This is a genomic window from Paenibacillus sp. SER-28 (assembly GCF_052906305.1).
In genome coordinates this window covers 45,557-61,790 of record NZ_JBRECM010000008.1, presented here as the reverse complement: position 1 = coordinate 61,790, position 16,234 = coordinate 45,557, and the positions used below count along the sequence as shown (strand labels likewise).

At 46.0% G+C, this 16,234-nt stretch carries 17 protein-coding genes; 3 read left to right on the top strand and 14 right to left on the bottom strand.

Translation table 11 applies throughout. The features are described 5' to 3' along the window. Positions 1–121: 121 nt before the first annotated feature. The 3 genes from ACUYLD_RS18155 to ACUYLD_RS18145 form a co-directional block, all read right to left on the bottom strand. Positions 122–550 (bottom strand): GNAT family N-acetyltransferase, encoded by a 429-nt coding sequence (locus ACUYLD_RS18155; protein WP_235307303.1) that lies wholly within the window; start codon positions 548–550, stop codon positions 122–124. A gap of 396 nt (positions 551–946) precedes the next feature. Beyond that, complete coding sequence (locus ACUYLD_RS18150; RefSeq protein ID WP_061830844.1) at positions 947–1,675, bottom strand: amino acid ABC transporter ATP-binding protein; 729 nt, start codon at positions 1,673–1,675, stop codon at positions 947–949. Continuing rightward, on the bottom strand, positions 1,668–3,116 hold the full coding sequence (locus ACUYLD_RS18145; protein WP_250267478.1) for an amino acid ABC transporter substrate-binding protein/permease: 1,449 nt from the start codon (positions 3,114–3,116) through the stop codon (positions 1,668–1,670). The genes ACUYLD_RS18150 and ACUYLD_RS18145 overlap by 8 nt, the downstream gene beginning before the upstream one ends. Before the next feature lie 63 nt (positions 3,117–3,179). On the opposite strand from ACUYLD_RS18145, the gene ACUYLD_RS18140 reads away from it, so the two are divergent. After that, positions 3,180–3,323, top strand: a complete 144-nt coding sequence (locus tag ACUYLD_RS18140; protein WP_322174396.1) for a hypothetical protein — start codon at positions 3,180–3,182, stop codon at positions 3,321–3,323. Positions 3,324–3,355: 32 nt separating this feature from the next. Here ACUYLD_RS18140 and ACUYLD_RS18135 read toward each other — a convergent pair whose 3' ends face one another. The 3 genes from ACUYLD_RS18135 to ACUYLD_RS18125 form a co-directional block, all read right to left on the bottom strand. Continuing rightward, positions 3,356–4,345, bottom strand: a complete 990-nt coding sequence (locus ACUYLD_RS18135) for an inorganic phosphate transporter (RefSeq protein WP_039272398.1) — start codon at positions 4,343–4,345, stop codon at positions 3,356–3,358. A gap of 14 nt (positions 4,346–4,359) precedes the next feature. Further along, positions 4,360–4,974: a DUF47 domain-containing protein gene (locus ACUYLD_RS18130; protein ID WP_007428879.1), complete on the bottom strand. Its 615-nt coding sequence runs from the start codon at positions 4,972–4,974 to the stop codon at positions 4,360–4,362. Positions 4,975–5,162: 188 nt separating this feature from the next. Next, positions 5,163–6,257: a DUF3048 domain-containing protein gene (locus ACUYLD_RS18125; protein WP_446675656.1), complete on the bottom strand. Its 1,095-nt coding sequence runs from the start codon at positions 6,255–6,257 to the stop codon at positions 5,163–5,165. 249 nt (positions 6,258–6,506) lie between these two features. On the opposite strand from ACUYLD_RS18125, the gene ACUYLD_RS18120 reads away from it, so the two are divergent. Then, positions 6,507–7,025 carry a DoxX family membrane protein gene (locus tag ACUYLD_RS18120; RefSeq protein WP_023987083.1) on the top strand — a complete coding sequence of 173 codons (519 nt, stop codon included), beginning with the start codon at positions 6,507–6,509 and terminating at the stop codon, positions 7,023–7,025. A 158-nt stretch (positions 7,026–7,183) separates the two neighbouring features. On the opposite strand, the gene ACUYLD_RS18115 is transcribed toward ACUYLD_RS18120, so the two are convergent. The 3 genes from ACUYLD_RS18115 to ACUYLD_RS18105 form a co-directional block, all read right to left on the bottom strand. Then, positions 7,184–7,975, bottom strand: coding sequence for a dioxygenase family protein (locus tag ACUYLD_RS18115; RefSeq protein ID WP_446675655.1), 792 nt, complete (start codon positions 7,973–7,975; stop codon positions 7,184–7,186). Between the two features lie 92 nt (positions 7,976–8,067). After that, complete coding sequence (locus tag ACUYLD_RS18110; RefSeq protein ID WP_068938549.1) at positions 8,068–8,892, bottom strand: alpha/beta hydrolase; 825 nt, start codon at positions 8,890–8,892, stop codon at positions 8,068–8,070. Positions 8,893–9,164: 272 nt separating this feature from the next. Further along, on the bottom strand, positions 9,165–9,464 hold the full coding sequence (locus ACUYLD_RS18105) for a hypothetical protein (RefSeq protein WP_446675654.1): 300 nt from the start codon (positions 9,462–9,464) through the stop codon (positions 9,165–9,167). Positions 9,465–9,661: 197 nt separating this feature from the next. Here ACUYLD_RS18105 and ACUYLD_RS18100 point away from each other — a divergent pair, with 197 nt between their 5' ends. Beyond that, on the top strand, positions 9,662–10,093 hold the full coding sequence (locus ACUYLD_RS18100) for a hypothetical protein (RefSeq protein WP_165179482.1): 432 nt from the start codon (positions 9,662–9,664) through the stop codon (positions 10,091–10,093). 151 nt (positions 10,094–10,244) lie between these two features. Here the strand turns inward: ACUYLD_RS18100 and ACUYLD_RS18095 are convergent, their stop codons facing one another. The 5 genes from ACUYLD_RS18095 to ilvA form a co-directional block, all read right to left on the bottom strand. Then, entirely contained in the window at positions 10,245–11,192 is a 948-nt protein-coding gene (locus ACUYLD_RS18095; protein ID WP_254351174.1) for an ABC transporter substrate-binding protein, read from the bottom strand. Between the two features lie 129 nt (positions 11,193–11,321). Further along, positions 11,322–12,347 carry a FecCD family ABC transporter permease gene (locus tag ACUYLD_RS18090; protein ID WP_442436594.1) on the bottom strand — a complete coding sequence of 342 codons (1,026 nt, stop codon included), beginning with the start codon at positions 12,345–12,347 and terminating at the stop codon, positions 11,322–11,324. Further along, positions 12,347–13,366 carry a FecCD family ABC transporter permease gene (locus ACUYLD_RS18085; RefSeq protein ID WP_446675720.1) on the bottom strand — a complete coding sequence of 340 codons (1,020 nt, stop codon included), beginning with the start codon at positions 13,364–13,366 and terminating at the stop codon, positions 12,347–12,349. The genes ACUYLD_RS18090 and ACUYLD_RS18085 overlap by 1 nt, the downstream gene beginning before the upstream one ends. Before the next feature lie 260 nt (positions 13,367–13,626). Further along, a complete protein-coding gene (locus ACUYLD_RS18080) occupies positions 13,627–14,601 on the bottom strand; it encodes a glycoside hydrolase family 43 protein (protein ID WP_190298636.1) in 975 nt (324 codons plus the stop codon). A 188-nt stretch (positions 14,602–14,789) separates the two neighbouring features. Beyond that, the gene (ilvA, locus tag ACUYLD_RS18075) at positions 14,790–16,076 is read right to left on the bottom strand and encodes a threonine ammonia-lyase IlvA (protein WP_061830889.1); all 1,287 of its coding nucleotides are present in this window, start codon (positions 16,074–16,076) and stop codon (positions 14,790–14,792) included. Positions 16,077–16,234: the final 158 nt, after the last annotated feature.

Genomic DNA, 16,234 nt, shown 5'->3' with positions numbered 1-16,234 from the left:
ATATAAGCCAATTAACATTATACCAATCTCAAGTCCTGTATTCCTTTTAATAAAGAAAAGGATATCTCCGGGCCAACATGCCTCCCAAGATATCCTTATAAAATAATCAATTCATTATAAATTAAATCTTTTTTACAAATCCTGTGCTTGTCGCTTCATATCCTAATCGGCGATAAAAATGATGAGCATCCTGTCGCTCACTTCGATTACCACTGTTCAAAGCAATGGCAACCAACCCGTTCTCTTTAGCCCAAGCTTCCGCTTCCTCATTTAACGCCTTCCCGATGCCTTTATTACGATGTTTTGAATCCATCACAAAAACGACGATACGCGCGTAATCTTCATTTCTTTCATAAAAGATGTCAGCATGTAGTCCAACCATCCCAACGACTTCCCCTTCATCTTCAGCCACCAGAGTATGATAGTTAGGGTCAGAAGCGATACGATCATATCTCATCTTCATATCTTCTACAGTCGTAGGATAACCAAGCTCCTCCATTAGATAAGCCAAAGCCGGAATATCCTCATGATGAGCAGTCCTTATCTTCAAAAGCAAGCCCTCCACTTATGAAAATAAACATCAAAAATGAAAAATCACTCGCTCTCTATAGAGATGTACACAAGCGCCATTACGCAGTCATATGTTGCTTGTCTCGCTATTTCCCTCGGCGCAGCAAGCAAAGCGCTGCGCCAATTCCTTCTGCCTATACCCACCCATTTAAGATGGGGCAGGCTTTTGCGAAGAAAGGAGCGCTTAGCAAGTAGTAGCGTAGCGGTCCATTTGAATCTGTAGAAGCGGCAGCGTTCGCCTTTGCCTCTGAATTTTCACCTTATAAGGTCCTATACAATCCAAAAATTTAGGGGCAACAGCGATCGAAAGATCAAATGGAACGCGGAGCGGTCTCACACTACGTCCTCACCTGCACTCCCGGCAAACCTTGCCCACTTACAATACTTTTTCCAAGAAACTAATAGTCCGCTCGTTTTTCGGATTACCAAATACCTCTTGTGGCGTTCCTTCTTCTACGATGTAACCACCGTCCATAAACACAACACGGTCGCTTACTTCGCGTGCAAAACCCATCTCATGCGTTACGATCATCATCGTCATGCCTTCACGCGCCAGATCTTTCATTACGCCCAGCACTTCGCCTACCATTTCAGGATCGAGCGCCGAGGTCGGCTCGTCGAACAGCATAATGTCTGGATTCATTGCCAGCGCACGTGCAATCGCCACACGCTGCTTCTGACCGCCGGAAAGCTGTCCTGGCAGTGCATCTGCCTTATCGGCCAAACCTACACGATCCAGCAGCTTCATAGCCGTTTCCCGGGCCTCTGCCTTGGACTGTTTCCCCAGTTCAGTCGGCGCGAACATAATGTTCTTGAGCACGGTCATATGCGGAAACAAATTAAAATGTTGAAATACCATACCTATATTTTCACGGACTTTGTTAATGTCCACGTTTTTGTCACTCAAGTTGTAGTCATCCACAATGACCTCACCTGCGGTAATTTCTTCAAGCATGTTCATACAACGCAAAAACGTACTTTTTCCCGAACCAGAGGGGCCAATGACACAAACAACCTCGCCTTCACGTACTTGCATATCGATGCCCTTTAATACTTGATTACTACCATAGCTTTTTTTCAGGTTTTTAACGATAATTTTACCCACGGCGAACTCTCCCTTCAAGACGGTTGGAAATTTTGGTCAGGACTGTAATGACGATAAGATACATCACCGCTACTACCAGCCAAATATCAAAGGATTGGAATGTCCGCGCAATAATGATCTTACCCGATTGGGTCAACTCGACCAGACCGATAACAGACAAAATGGACGTATCCTTCAACGTAATAACCAACTGATTGATAAACGACGGGATCATGATTTTCACAGCTTGTGGCAAAATGATTTTAAGCATAGCCGTCCGATAGGGTAGACCAAGCGAACGAGCTGCTTCCATTTGTCCAGGATCAATGGACTGAATACCACCACGGATAATCTCAGTTACATACGCACCCGCATTCAGGGATAATGTCAGTACAGCCGCGACAAAAAGCGGCATTTTGAAATCCAGTGCCTGTGGAATACCAAAGTAAATAAAGAAAGCAAGCACGATCAGCGGAATACCGCGGAATATATCGACGAATACAGTTGCAATACCACGGAACACCTTGTTATGGCTTACTTTCATAAAGCCAAACACCAACCCTAGGATAAAGGCTACGAGTAAAGATACAAGTGTGTACAGCAACGTATTTCCCATGCCCTTAATCAGCGAAGGCAGCGAAGCAGAAATCAGTCCCCAGCGGCTGGTCTCTACAGGCGCCACACCTTTGCCCGATTCGCCAAGGTATTTAGCCAAAATTTTATCGTATTCCCCGCTATTGCGCAGATTAACAAGCCCTGCATTAAATTTCTCCAGCAACTCCTGGTTCTTGCCTTGGTTAACAGCAAACCCGTAAGAAGCGCCTTTTTCCTTATCTGTTACCAGCTTAAGGCCGTTATTTTGGTTTACACCGTATGCCAGTACCGGATAGTCATCAAAGCAGGCAACCGAATTACCTGTTTTGACTTCATCATACATTTGAGAAGAATCATCGAAAGGTACTGTAGTAAAGCCGTATTTGGCCTTAATCGATTCTGCGAATGTGTAACCTTCCGTTCCTGTTTTGACAGCGACACGCTGTCCTTTCAAGTCCTCATAGCGTTTAACCGTATCATTATCCTTGCGGACCGCCATGACGACGCCTGAATCAAAATAAGGCTCGGAAAAATCAAATTTCCGCTTACGTTCATCGGTAATACTCATACCGGCAATGACACCATCCACTTGATTCGTTTCAAGGGCCTGCACTGCCGCGTTAAAGCCAAGAGGCTTAATCGTATATTCAAAATTCTGATCCTTGGCAATAGCTGCCAGCAAATCCATGTCGATTCCGACAAATTTACCATCTACATCTTCAAACTCAAAAGGCGCGAACGTTGTATCCGTGCCGATATCATACTTTGTTTTATTTTCAGCATGTGCCACTACACCGAAATTACCGGACAGGGCAACCACAAAAAACAAACAAATCATGAGTGCTATTAGTTTTCTAGATTTTTGCATAATTTCCTCCAGTCAGTTGAACGGTTCAAAGTTTTCTGTTTATTCTACAGGAGTTATTAAAAATTGACTACTTTGATGTCAGGTATTTTTGAAAAACGTTTCATGGAACTATCTGGATGTGTAAACTTTAAAGAAGCCGTTTTGCCCCAGAATGCCAATAAGCCCCTGCCGCAAAAAGCGGACGGAAGCTTATTGTGTATTCTATAGTGTGTACCTATTTTTCAAGAAATAATAATGAACTAGAAAAGAATTTTGAAAATCAATCCAGATAACAGCGCAGCAATTGGTATCGTTATAACCCAAGTAATAATAATTCGACCGGCCAGCGACCAACGCACAGCGGAAAAACGCTTCGCAGAACCCACACCCAAAATAGCCGAAGTAATGGCATGAGTGGTACTTACGGGCAAATGAAGCAATGTAGCTGTGAAAATAACAGAGGCTCCCGAAATGTCGGCTGCGAATCCGTTAATTGGCTCGATTTTAAAAATCTTGGTTCCCATCGTCTTGATGATTTTCCAGCCCCCGATAGATGTACCCAGCGCCATGGCTGTTGCGGCTGAAATTTTCACCCACATGGGTACTTCCAAATGGTCCTGATACCCCGCCGAAACGAGTGCGAATGTAATAATCCCCATCGCCTTTTGAGCATCATTCGTACCATGCGTGAACGACTGAAGCGCTGCCGTAATGACCTGCATTGTACGAAACCCTTTGTTTACCGTATGCGGACTACGACGAGCGAAGATGTATTTTAAAATTATCATCACGATGTAACCGACAACAAAAGCAATCAACGGGGAGAAAATAAGTCCTTCGACAATCCCGATGAAGCCGCTCCAGTTTAATTTATCCGATCCCGCACCTACATACACCGCTCCAGCCAATGCACCAATTAGTGCATGAGAAGAGGATGAAGGAATACCGAACCACCAGGTTAAGAGGTTCCAGATAATCGCAGCGATCAGCGTCGCAATGACGATATCAATTCCATTCGTAAGCTTGGTTGGATCAGCGACACTTCCACCAATGGTCTTCGCAACGCCTGTAAACAATATTGCCCCGAGAAAGTTCATGACCGCAGCCATAATAATCGCACGTCGCGGGGTCAATGCACGGGTCGATACCGAAGTTGCAATCGCGTTCGCCGTATCATGAAAACCATTAATAAAATCAAATGCCAGAGCAAGAAAAATAACAATACCCAATACCAGTAAACTTGTATCCATGTAAAAGGACTCCCTTACGAGTTACGCATAATGATGGATTCCAGCATATTTGCAACATCCTCGCATGAATCCGTTGTCGTTTCAAGGCGTTCGTACAATTCTTTGCGTTTAATCAGTTCAATAGGGTCAGTTACAGTTGCAAACAGGTTTTTGATGCAAATACGCAATAATTCATCCCCCTGATTTTCCAAATCATTCAGGCGAATAGTGTATTCACGAATGGCCAGCAATTTTTTCTGCGAAAGCAAATGTACAGCTTTCTGAATTTCGTAAGCTGATTGACGCAGAATATCAGCGAACTGCACAATATACTCGTCCGGCTCCGTAATGTTGTACATATAAAAACGAGAAGCCGTCGCTTCAAGACCGTCCAACACATCATCCATGGTTGTTGTCAGTTCCATGATGTCGTCGCGTTCCAACGGCGTAATGAAGGTCTTGTTCAGCTCAGTAATAATCGTGTGTGTGTAATCATCACACTTATTTTCATACTTCTTCATTTCATTTGTAAACAAAGTCACATCCTGAAGATTTGAAGTATGTTGGGCAAAATAATCGGCTGCTTGCACGATCGTATCTGCCATATTTTCCAACGTCTCGAAGAATATATCCTTTTTCTTCAATCTCATAACGATTACCCCTTTACGAAAATATCCGCAACCTGTTTCGACTGCAATAGACAACCTTTGCTATCTTATCACACTCATCAATGTTTTTGTAATGTTTGTAAAAGCAAATTTCACGACATACGTATACAGTGCCCGACATGGAAGGTCATTATCCGACAATTTCTTCCTAAAAAGGTGTATTTCGTTTTCTAATTTGCTGCTATGGTTACATGTTCCTTTAGTGAAGTATCTGCAGGTACCACATGTATATAGGATGTACCTGGCGTTAACGGGATTTCAACCCCATTTTTCATAAAACGAATCGCATCGCCTGGTGTATGCTGCCACTCAGCCTGTATTAACTGTCCTTGTTGAAACACCATGGCCTCTCCACTGCCGTCCAGCTCAACACTTAATCTGCCCACATCATCCAACGTTCGATGTCTAGCGCTCATTACAATAACATTGGCTGCTGAGAGCTGTTGGTTATTATTTTGATCCATATGTGACTTTTCGTTCACAAAACGCTTATATTGTTGATTCGCTGGATCATAGGTATAAGATACCCGATAGCTTTTAAGCAAAAACCGAATTTGCAAAGATGCTGCTGTCTCGTCCATCATAACTGGGGTTTCACCGGATTTAAGGTAAGAATATACTGGAACGTCCGTATGCTTGGCATACCCTTTACTATCGCTTCCTTTGCGCAGCCTGTTCACGTCTGTGTATAAATTATGTGGAGGACGACGATCTTTGCTTCGCCAGAAGTAAGCCCCTCCATTTGAAATCTCATCCAGATGTTCCTTCCGCTGCTGCTGTAAAATCGCATAGGCATCTGTGCTTCCCCCTGCGTGTATAGGCAACGCACCATAGGTTTCGCCCAGCTCAATCAAATACGGTCGAATGCTACGGACCGGTCCAATCTTTACATCTCCACCATGACTTTGGAAAAAAGCGACCAGACGGGTAATCCCGCCTTCTGCAAGAACTTCATATACCATGTCTGCCTGGCTAAGTCCTGCCTGAGGACGTGCAGCCGGAGCATTGTTAATCATGACAGCGAGCGGCCGCTCCAAAACAGGCTGCTCCACCGGAAGACCGGTAAGCGGAGCTGTAAATGCCGGAATAGACTGCTCCTTCGGCGGTTCAAGTGCCTCCTTCTCTGTTTCTTGCTTGGTCGGTTGGGGAACGGATTCAGATTCACCCGTATTGGACATAGCAGTACAAGACATCAGCGTCATGCATAACAGAGCTGAGGCCATCACACGCAACCAATGATTTCGTTGGGAAATGGGCCCGGACAAGTTCATCCCTCCACTTAGTTATTTTTCTCATTATAAGCTTTATTTCCTGTTTTTGTCTTGATTGAAGCGTAACCACTCTATAGAATACTTATCTAAAGACATTAAAATTTAAAAAATATTCAGACTTTGTGATTTTTATCACAAATAACTGTAACTGAACCTACTACAATAAAGGTGTAGCAAAGATGATCATCCCCAACAAAATGAAATACAACCAACATTATAGATTAAGAAAGAGGAGTGGTTTGAATGTTTAACAGCTGGTTACGTGAAAACAAAGTCGCAATGTGGTTGCTGACTGTAGTACGGGTTTATCTAGGTTATGAATGGATGACCCACGGACTTGAAAAGCTGACAGGTGGATTCGATGCAGGCGGATTTATCTCGGGGGCCATTGCTAAAACAGGTGGAGACCATCCCGCTGTACAAGGCTGGTGGGGATCGTTCCTGGAAGCCTTTGCCCTGCCGAATGTAGGTTTGTTCAACGTCCTGATCCCATTGGGTGAGTTCTTGGTCGGGGTTGGCCTGCTTCTCGGTACATTGACTACACTGGCTGCTTTGATGGCTATGGTTATGAACTTCTCGTTCCTGTTCTCGGGTACAGTAAGCACCAATGCAATCTACCTGCTGTTTGAAATCTTCCTTGTAGTTGCTGGTGCAAATGCCGGAAGAATTGGCTTTGACCGTTGGGTACTGCCCTTCCTGCGTGGACTGTTTCGTAAAAATAAAGATACCTTTCCAGCGGACCCTAGTCGAAAAATAGCTTAACCATCCCCAAAATAACCGTTATCCTCCGGGATAATGGTTATTTTTTTGCGCTGTTATGCTCACGATACACGTGCCTTCTAATTAATCGAAGACGCAAAATACACAAAAGAACTTCCATTCCCACACACCATGTGGATTCGGAAGTTCTTTTTTTACATTTACGTATCACTTTCTTGACCAAAAGCCCAACAATTGAGACTTAACGAGCCAAGGACATACGATTGAAAAAGCTTACGCGCGGAGCGCTCATGATCCGCAGCCCCCATCGCATAAAACAAAGGTGAAAAATGCTCTATTCCATAAGAAGGTACCGCCTGTTTGGCATATGGAGCCTTCTTGTCATATTGGAATAGGTGACGCAAATTCCAGTCTTGAAGCTGCTGTGCAATCCAGTCATCATATTGAACGGCCCAATCAGCTGGCTCACTCGTCTGCTTGAGTGTCCGCAAGTTGTGGACCAATCCACCGCTACCGATAATCAAAATTCCTTGTTTTCGCAACGGCGCCAGCATCCGCCCAATCTCGTATTGCTCCTGGGGAGCGCGCCGAGAATCAATGGATAAGGGTACGACCGGTATGTCTGCATCAGGATATATATGCCGCAAAACCACCCATGCTCCATGATCCAGTCCTCGGTTCCGAACCGGCTGGTGGAACAGGTTATGCTGACTGAACAGATGCTCTATCTCCTCATACAGCTTTGGATCGCCTGATGCAGGGTAATCAATTGAGTACATTTCTTCGGGAAAGCCATAGAAATCGTGCAACGCTGCATGCTGATCATCCGCGCCAATACATTGATCGGGGCTATCCCAATGCGCGGAAAAAATGACAATTCCTTTGGGTCGGGGCAGGCTCGCGCCCAGCTTTGCAAGAAAGCTGGTATATGCGTTATTTTCTACAGCCAGTGTCGGTGAACCATGCGCAACAAAAATTGAGGGTAATGTCATCGCTGCCAACCTCCACACGCCAGTATAGTGTTACTCTTCCATTTTACTCCGGCGGAGGCGCAATTTCCAATACAATCCGTTACACACTGAAATCAGATCATCCAGTGCTGCCAATCCCGTTGAATATTTTCCTGTTCATCCAGCCATTCAAGTGTTCGATCGATCAGCCGTTGCCGCTCTTTACCTGACGAGAAAGTGTGATCTCCCTGGAAAATAATCTCTTTATCACAGCGTCCCTCTGGACGCATCCAGAATATCTTTTGAAACAGAAATGCATAATCCACAGGAATAATATCATCCGAGGTGCCATGAACAACAAGCACATCTCCGTTAAATTTAACGGCCTCCTGGAACGGTTGAAATTGAGCTAACGACTCAAAATAAGCAGGCGTAAACTTATAGCCCAAATAGTCGGCATGACCGGTTTTAACAGACTCATCGTACACGCTTCGCTCCGTAATTTTGACGATGTCGTTGAACGGGTAGCCCACTGCGGACCAAAGAACCAGATTTTGTACTCTCTTGTCCCGTACGGCTGTGAGAAGGGCAACTGCGCCCCCCAGACTGTGACCGATCAGCGTCACCTTGGTCGGGTCAATGTCCGCGCAATTGACAGCGTAATCCAACACGGTACGTGTCTGATTAATCATGGACTCTAACCCCTGCTTGCCATATTCCCCCGTGCTTTCTCCACAACCGGCAAAATCAAAGCGCAGGACAAAGTATCCCCCTTCCGCCAGTTCACGCGCAGTCTTGACGAATAATCGATCTACTCCGATACGATTGCCTACAAAACCGTGACATATAACAACGAGAGGAACCCTTCTCTGACGATCTCCCTCATTTGTACGGTTTGGATAATGAATTGTTGCTGCCAGTTCTTCATGTTCAAAGCGAATTCCAATTTGCCGTTCCATCCTGATTCCCCCTGTTTCAAGCTTCACTACACATTTATGAATTCAAACTCATATCGTAACGTGGACTATCCATCCAGGATATTCATTCACTTTAATTCCGATAAGTTTAATAAGATTTTATAGTAAAGTCAGTCTATCATCGCCCTGCTTCCTTGTCAACCTGTCAGTTCACATCGTAAAAAAAGTAAACAAATAGCGCTCCCCGATGCGATTCCGGAGAACGCTATACTACACTTATTAGAGTGAATCCACTACATTAAAGTAGACATTCGTTATTCGTAGCTGTTCCTAAACATTTGGTGGGTCTTCGTTCGTCCCTCCCACTCCAGCTTACAAGAGGCGCCGTTATGTTCATCCTCATGCCACAGGCTGCGGTAGTTCTGTGCACCTAGTTCACCCGCAAATTCTGTATCCTCAGCCACTTCGATATCGTCCAGTATACGGTACGTTGGAGATGATCCTTGAACGCTCCGGTGACTCACATTTGTAGACGAGGCCACCCCGCTATTCCCGTTCGAAGCGTTTGCCAGTCGTTTTTGGACTGAATAATCTGCCTGGTTCTCCAGTTTCATGATGCCACACCCTCTTAACGTTTATATTCAGGTTGCTCTATGTGCTCACCCTGTATCCAGTTTGAGGAGAATGCAGCGGTAATATACATTTTATAGATAAAGTCTTTTGCCATCCGACGCTTCCTCACGTATACTGTCTTTGTTACGAAATGGCGGTTCCATCAGCCCGGGATACGCTCATAAAGCAGGAGGAAGAAATGAATAAAGCAAAAAATTATACGCTTATTGCATGGATTGCCTTATCTATGTTTTTCTTGACACAGGCAATTATCGGATGGTTTGTCACCTTTACAGGTGGGGATATCAAACCCTTTGAAAAAATCAGCCTATCCACCCTTATCATCATCGCCGCAGGAGCCATTCTACTCGTTGAAGCTTTGATGAATTTTATGGACCGTCCCGAAGAAGGCGAGGAGACACAACAGCCAGACCATGCCCCTGTAAAGCCCCAGATGAATCTTAAATCCATCTTGATGTATGTTGTGTTAGTTGTCGTGATTCTTGTCGCCGGACTGGCGCTGCGCAGTGTACTGCCAGTATTCAGAATCTCACCTTGGGCGAATTTAATTCTCGCCGCCATTGGATTTATTGGACTCAAACCAATTTTTCTGCGTAAAAAACGTTCATAGCCCACAATTCTCATTATATGGAGCTGCCTCATTTTGGATCGCAGCAGCTCCTTTTCATTTCGATCAGGCAACCGACTTACACGCCAAAAAGCCGTATTCCTGGCCTGCAAGAAGCTGCATGGGGGGAATACGGCTTGATATACTTTAGAACTTATTTGGAAAATAGTTGTTCTGCATTATCCAGAGCAATTTTATGTCCCATCGCGGAATAGTCCAGCCAAGGTTGTCCGTCCAACATGTAGACATGCCCTTGCTTCACCGCCTTTAGACCTTGCCATACTGTATTTCCTTCCAGCTGCTTGTATACCTTTTGGGCATCCGCGCCTTTACTGATGATAACAAGGATCGCATCAGCATCATAATCCGGTAAAACCTCTTGGGAAACAACCTGATAAGCCTTGTTGATCTTTTCTACACCTTTGGCTGGCTTCAAGCCCAAGTCCTGATACAACAGCGGCCCTACCGGACGCTTCATCCCCATAACACGGACCTCTTTCGCCGTCACACGTACAGCCATAACCGTTCCGTCCCCAATTTTTGAATGAATCAGCTTTTTGACTCGTTCCTTCTGTGTATCATAATCTTTTAGAAATGCGTCTGCCTGTGCTTCATGTTTGACCATAACGGCTATTTTTTTCAATTGATCCTTCCATGTGCCTTCATCCAGATCAAAAACTTCGGTTGGCGCAATTTTTTCAAATTTGGCCACATCGGTTCCCGAATATTTTTTGTCCAAGAAAATATGATCAGGTTGAAGCTCCAGTACCGCTTCCATATCCGGGTCTGTGACAACACCTAGCTTACGGGTATTTTGAAGACGATCTTTTACATGGGGCAGAAAATCCTTCACATCTCCGCCAATGACCGAACCAGCCGGAGTAATGCCCAATGCCAGCAGGTTGTTCGTCAAATGAATAGACATCGAAGCAATACGCGAATCCGCACTAATGGTTGTCTGCGCACTGCCAGCCGCTTTCGTATCGGTAGCCTGCTTGTCGGCTGCTTGTCCGCAAGCGGACAGCATGATCATGCATACAACAAGAGTTGTGACTATCCATGAACGTTTAAAACCTGAACCCTCAAATTTGTGTTTTCTCATGATTACTCTCTCCTATGCTACAGAAACTCTACATTATAACGATCAATATAGAAGGCTTCTACTTAGTTTTTAATTTCAGCGGGTTGTATCATTTGCACCATATGATTTCATATGTACCTGATCCTTCTGTCATTTTGTTCGGGACAGCAGGAATAAAAAATACGGAGCTCCTACCACAGCAACCACTACACCTGCGGGAATCGCATTCGGCTGAAACACCGAACGCCCAATCGTATCTGCGGTGACCAGAATGACGACCCCGACCAAACAAGCTACTGGCAGCAAATGCTGGTACATCGGCCCAACCAGACGACGAGCCAGATGAGGTGCAATCAGCCCAATAAAACCGATGCCTCCGGCCATGGATACGCTGGCACTGGATAGAGCCACGGCTGCGCCCAGCAGTAATAGGCGCTGGCGCTTCACACTTGTGCCGATTCCAGCTGCGGTCTCGTCGCCCAACGACAGGTTGTTCAGACTACGCGTCTGCGACAGAACGTAGGGTAAAACAATGACTATCCAAGGCAGCAAAGCCGCTGCATGTATCCAGTCCCGGCCCCAAACGCTACCAGCCAACCAACGTGCAGTAAATGCGTACGTATCCTCATCCAACCGCAACGACCAATACAGCGTTATGGCGCTAAGACCCGAGGCTACACCGATGCCGGACAAAATCAGACGCACGGGCACGATTCCTCTGCTGCGGCTATAGGACAACAAAACAATCAGCACGGCCGCAATGACACCTCCTGCAAAGGTAAACAAGGGGATCAGAACGGCGGCAGATCCGTCCAGATCGCGAAAAAAGCTAACGAACATTACCAGCCCCAACGCAGCCCCTGCGTGAAGTCCCAGAACTCCGGGATCAGCGAGTGCGTTCCGTGACAAGCCTTGCATGACCGCCCCGGCTGCGCCTAGTCCCGCTCCAGCCAGCACCGTTACAACGATACGAGGCAAACGATACTCGAACAGAACGATATGATCACGTCCACTGCCACCGCCAAACAACGTATCCAGCACGCGTAGCGGTGGAATACGAATCGTTCCGGTATTCAAACCCAAAACAAGGACGGCAAAGCTGATCCCCGCCAATACCAAACAAACGAGCCAAGCCTTTGTCGTCCTTGTATCCCCGGTCCCTAAAGAGCGTCTCACTATAAATCCCTCCTTTCCTTACGGGCGAGAAAGAGGAAAAAGGGTACTCCGATAAAAGACACCATAATTCCGATAGCTAGCTCCTCTGGTGGATTTGCCATTCTCGCTCCCAAATCTGCCAGCACCAGTAACGCGGCTCCCAATAACGCAGACAGCGGCACGATCTGGCGATAATCCACACCAATTAGCTTGCGAGCAATATGTGGGATAACCAAACCTACAAAGCCGATGGCTCCGGCAGCCGATACAGAGAGTCCAGCCAGTACTACTACAGTCAGCAGACCCAAAAGCCGGATACGCCTGAGATTCAACCCAAGGTTTAACGCCACCTCATCGCCCATCGAAATCAGCGAAATGGAACGTGCCAGCCCCATAGACCAGGCGATCACCATAAGTAAAATCGGTGCAAGAATCTCAAGCTGCGACCATTTAATCCCGGCTACACCACCCGCATACCAGAAGGCTAAATCCTGACTTAGATCAAAATAAATCGCAATCCCCGAAGTCATGGAACCTAACAAGGCAGCCGTCACAGCTCCAGACACCGTCAATCTCATAGGTGTCAATCCTCCCGGTGCAGATGCTCCCAGACCAAATACTAGTAAGGTACTCATCAGCGCCCCCAGGAACGACAATACAATTAACGTCCCATAAGGTAGATTGGGGAAAAAGGCAAAACTCACAGCAACTACAAACATCGCTCCTGCGTTAATGCCCAGCACACCTGTATCTCCCAGCGGGTTGCGTGTAATACCCTGAATCAGAGAGCCTGCCACCGCCAGCGCAGCTCCAATAACAGCGGCACCCAGTACACGCGGTAATCTCAGCTCGTGAATGATCTGATGTGTCATTAGCGAACGATCATAGTGAAATACTGCCGACCACACGGTGCTTACGGTCAAGTCCTTGGCTCCGAGAGAAATCGCGGCGAATATGGCCAAGGCCAACAATACAGCCGAAGCTGTGAACAACAACGCCTGCCGAATCCTACCCGCTCGAAGAACTGGAGGTGCTGTTATGACTACTTTAGGAACTTCCCTCTCTGTCAGATCTGTATGTTTGTCCATGCTGTCTTTAGACTGCATTTGGTGAGGTCACTCCCTCCGTACCTGAAAATCATCACGGCTCTCATAACGATAATGATAATTATTATCAACTTGATACATAATAGCATGTTTCTATGACATTGCAAGCCAAAAACTGCTCCCCCTTAGGGGGAACAGTTTTTGGCTATATCTATGTGAGATCGCTATACTGATGACTTCAAGCATCCCTCTGTTTAGTACGTAGGCCAACCTGCCGAATCCCATTTCAAATCACTAATCAGAAGCTTTGGATTTCCACCATCAGTGGCATCATAGGCATGACGTGCAATCACACTGTTGTTATAGACAGATTGTCCACCCGGTCCCTTCCAACGGTCATTCCCCGCATCCAGTATCGTTCCACCGCCATCCATCAAGCTTTTGCCGCTCTTGTCCACATACGGTCCGGTAATACTAGTAGAGCGACCGTAAATGATTTTGTAATTACTGTCTACGCCTTTGCAGCAGTTATCAATGGAAGCAAACAGATAATAATAGCCGTTGCGGTATGTAACATGTGGAGCTTCCAAACCACCAGCCGTACGCTTGGCGATAGAATAGATCTGGCCCGTAGGCTTCATCGTATTTTTGTCCAGTCGAGTCACTTTCAAGCCTGAATTCCATGAACCAAAGGAAAGCCACGGGTTACCTGAAGCGTCAATGACGAGATTCGGGTCAATGGCATTGTAATCGTTAGCATCCGTCGTACGCAGCACTAGTCCATCATCTCTCCAGCTCCCCGCGCCAATACTCGTTGCGGAGGCTAGTCCGATAGCCGAGGTCCGGGCACCAAAAGTAGAAATGGAATAGTACAGCCATACCCGTCCATTATACTTTTGAGCATCCGGTGCCCATACATCGTTAGGCTTTTGCTTAGGTACATACGATTTCCACCATGATGGCGGCGACAGGAATATTTGCGGCAATCTGTAAAAATTGCGTCCGTCGTCCGATCTTTGAACCTGTATCCCCTGCCCTGTGGAGAAAATATACCATGCGTTGCCTTCCTTCGTAATGGACGGATCATGCACTGCTACATCGCCAGTTAACGCCCAATGCTCTGCGGATGCAGATGGCATCACTGACAGCATTAAAGCAGCCGAGGTTACAGCAGCAAACGCCGTTCGGGTCAATTTACTCTGTACTGATTTTTTCCATGCTTTCAACATTCCTTCGCACCTCCGAATGAGTATCTTATAATGAAATTCAGGTGACACACCTATTACATTAGTGTTTATACTTATGAAGTTACCCATATATTAACCTATCACATTCACTTTTGTAAACGCTTTATTTCAAATAAAAAGAAATTTATAAACTATGCATTATACATAAAAAGGAGCCCGTAGGCTCCTTTTTAAATTAACATATTAAATAGATTTTCGTTTTTGTTCAGTTCCGTATATTTAAGCCCCTTGCGGTTCATTCGTTCAATTAAAGGAAGATAGTCTTCCTTGTGGAACAGCTCAATGCCGACCAGAGCTGGTCCATTTTCCTTATCATTCTTTTTCGTATATTCAAACCTAGTAATATCGTCGTCCGGTCCAAGCACATCCTGTAGAAACTCACGCAGTGCCCCGGCTCTTTGCGGGAAATTCACCATAAAATAATGCTTCAGTCCTTCGTAAATTAGGGACCGTTCCTTAATCTCCTGCATACGATCTATATCGTTGTTACCACCGCTGACGATACAGACAACCGTTTTGCCTTGAATTTGCTCGCGATACAGATCAAGTGCTGCCACAGGCAGTGAACCCGCAGGCTCCACAACAATCGCATTTTCATTATACAGTTCCAGAATCGCGGTACATGCTTTGCCTTCCGGTACCTTCACAATATCGTCCAAGGTATGTTTACAAATATCGTATGTCAGCTGACCCACACGCTTCACCGCAGCTCCGTCAACAAACTTGTCTATTTGATCCAGTGTAACGACCTTGCGCAAACGCATCGCTTCCGTCATCGACGCCGCGCCGAGGGGCTCCACGCCAATTACCTTGGTGGACGGACTCACGGTTTTAACATACGTACCTACGCCTGCCGCCAAACCGCCGCCGCCAATCGTTACGAACACATAGTCCATAGGTGTATCTAGGCTCTCCATCACTTCCATCGCAATCGTACCATTGCCCGCAATAATTTTCGGCTGATCGAACGGATGGATGAAGGTCATTGCCTGCTCGCTGCACACCTTCATGGCCTCATCATAAGCATCGTCAAACGTGTCTCCAGTCAGAATGACCTCTACACTGTTACCGCCAAAGCGACGAACCTGCTTCACCTTCTGATTAGGCGTTGTACTCGGCATAAATATTTTACCGTGGATACCAAGTGCATTACATGAAAAAGCCACACCTTGCGCATGATTCCCCGCACTCGCACACACGATGCCTTTTTCCATTTGCTCAGGGGTCAAGCTGCGGATCATGTTGTAAGCTCCACGGATTTTAAAGGACCGCACGACTTGGAGATCCTCTCTTTTCAGATACACATTACAGTTATATTTGGCCGATAGGACGGCATCCCTCTGTAAAGGTGTACGTACAATCACCTCACGCAGCATATGATGCGCTCGTACAATATCCTCCATGCCAACGGCTGACGCCATGGCCGGGTCAGTTTTCTGGGTTTCTGTTGGTTCCATAGGTTCTCCACGCTCCGCCTGAATATTTCTGTATTTGAAATCTTTCAAATATCATACCACGTTTACCCATAGCTTGTGCAGATGATCGTCATGAAAATGAGAATGAAAATCAATCAAATCTAAAAAAAGGCAGACCGGGACACTGCCCGATCAGCCTT

Coding starts and splice junctions, on each gene's coding strand:
- ACUYLD_RS18135 (WP_039272398.1), bottom strand. CDS start 4,345: ATGGATACAAGTTTACTGGTATTGGGTATTGTTATTTTTCTTGCTCTG.
- ACUYLD_RS18095 (WP_254351174.1), bottom strand. CDS start 11,192: ATGAGAAAACACAAATTTGAGGGTTCAGGTTTTAAACGTTCATGGATA.
- ilvA (WP_061830889.1), bottom strand. CDS start 16,076: ATGGAACCAACAGAAACCCAGAAAACTGACCCGGCCATGGCGTCAGCC.
- ACUYLD_RS18105 (WP_446675654.1), bottom strand. CDS start 9,464: ATGAAACTGGAGAACCAGGCAGATTATTCAGTCCAAAAACGACTGGCA.
- ACUYLD_RS18115 (WP_446675655.1), bottom strand. CDS start 7,975: ATGACATTACCCTCAATTTTTGTTGCGCATGGTTCACCGACACTGGCT.
- ACUYLD_RS18145 (WP_250267478.1), bottom strand. CDS start 3,116: ATGCAAAAATCTAGAAAACTAATAGCACTCATGATTTGTTTGTTTTTT.
- ACUYLD_RS18120 (WP_023987083.1), top strand. CDS start 6,507: ATGTTTAACAGCTGGTTACGTGAAAACAAAGTCGCAATGTGGTTGCTG.
- ACUYLD_RS18100 (WP_165179482.1), top strand. CDS start 9,662: ATGAATAAAGCAAAAAATTATACGCTTATTGCATGGATTGCCTTATCT.
- ACUYLD_RS18110 (WP_068938549.1), bottom strand. CDS start 8,892: ATGGAACGGCAAATTGGAATTCGCTTTGAACATGAAGAACTGGCAGCA.
- ACUYLD_RS18080 (WP_190298636.1), bottom strand. CDS start 14,601: ATGTTGAAAGCATGGAAAAAATCAGTACAGAGTAAATTGACCCGAACG.
- ACUYLD_RS18130 (WP_007428879.1), bottom strand. CDS start 4,974: ATGAGATTGAAGAAAAAGGATATATTCTTCGAGACGTTGGAAAATATG.